This is a genomic window from Actinomycetota bacterium (assembly GCA_030682655.1).
Taxonomy (GTDB): Bacteria; Actinomycetota; Coriobacteriia; order Anaerosomatales; family JAUXNU01; genus JAUXNU01.
Genome location: JAUXNU010000168.1, coordinates 1 through 1,027 on the forward strand (window position 1 = coordinate 1; position 1,027 = coordinate 1,027).

The 1,027-nt window shown below is 67.4% G+C and carries 1 protein-coding gene; it reads right to left on the reverse strand.

Going from position 1 to position 1,027, the window contains the following annotated elements; all coding sequences use genetic code 11:
- A partial coding sequence (locus tag Q8K99_10935) for a site-specific integrase (protein ID MDP2183068.1) occupies positions 1 to 854 on the reverse strand: 854 nt, incomplete at its 3' end.
- Positions 855 to 1,027: the final 173 nt, after the last annotated feature.

The window sequence follows — 1,027 nt, forward strand, 5'->3', positions numbered from 1 at the left end:
CCGAGCACCGCGCCTTCCGGCGTGCCGAGCAGGTCCAGCGGGCTCCTCGTGCGCCCGACGTGGGCCACGCTGATGTGCGTGTAGATCACCGCCGTCCGGATCGATGCGTGCCCGAGCAGCACCTGGATCGTCCGGATGTCCGTCCCCCCTTCGAGCAGGTGCGTCGCGAAGCTGTGGCGCAGGGTGTGCGTCGTCACCCGCTTCGTCAGTCGGCAGGCGTTCACAGCCTTGCGCAATGCGCTTCGCACCCCGTCGGACGACACGCACTGGCCGGGTACGCGCCCGGGAAACAGGTGCATTCCGGTGAGACCTTCAGCCCGCCAGTACTCACGCAGCGCCAGGAGCAGGCGCGCGGGAAGCATCACGTACCGGTCCCGCCCGCGCTTCCCGTCCCGGACATGGATCAGCCCGCGACGACTGTCGATGTCCTCGACAGACAGGCCGCACGCTTCGCTCACACGCAACCCGGCGCCGTACGCCGACATCAGGACCATCCGGTACTTGCGCGACTCCACTGCCGCGAGAAGGCGCTCGACCTCGCTCCCGCTCAGCACGTCAGGCAGCGGACGGGCAACCTTCGGCCACGGAATCCGGACCACCTCCTCGGGACGACGAAGCGTCACCTCGTACAGGAACTTCACCGCCGCCACATGCATCTTCACCACGCTCGGCCCCTTGCCAGACTTCAGCAGGTGCAGCAGGAACGCCCGCACCTCGGACTCCCCCATCGCCACCGGCGAACGCCTGTGGTACTCCGCGAAGTGCCTGGCGCACCTCAGGTATTCAGCCCGGGTACCCTGCGCGTAGCACCGCAGCCGAAGATCCTCTTCCATCCGATCCCGCAGTTGCCCCATAATCGTGCCTCCGTGTTCGGGTTTCGTCGGGCACTCGCTGTTCGAGTGCCCCTCTGTCCGCTGGAGGTGTGGCCCGATCACGGGCTGCTGGTCAACTGTTTCTTGCAGGTGGGATGGTCATACACCGGCGATGGGGGCTGCTTCGCAGCGGTTGCACGCCACCGACTCCCGCG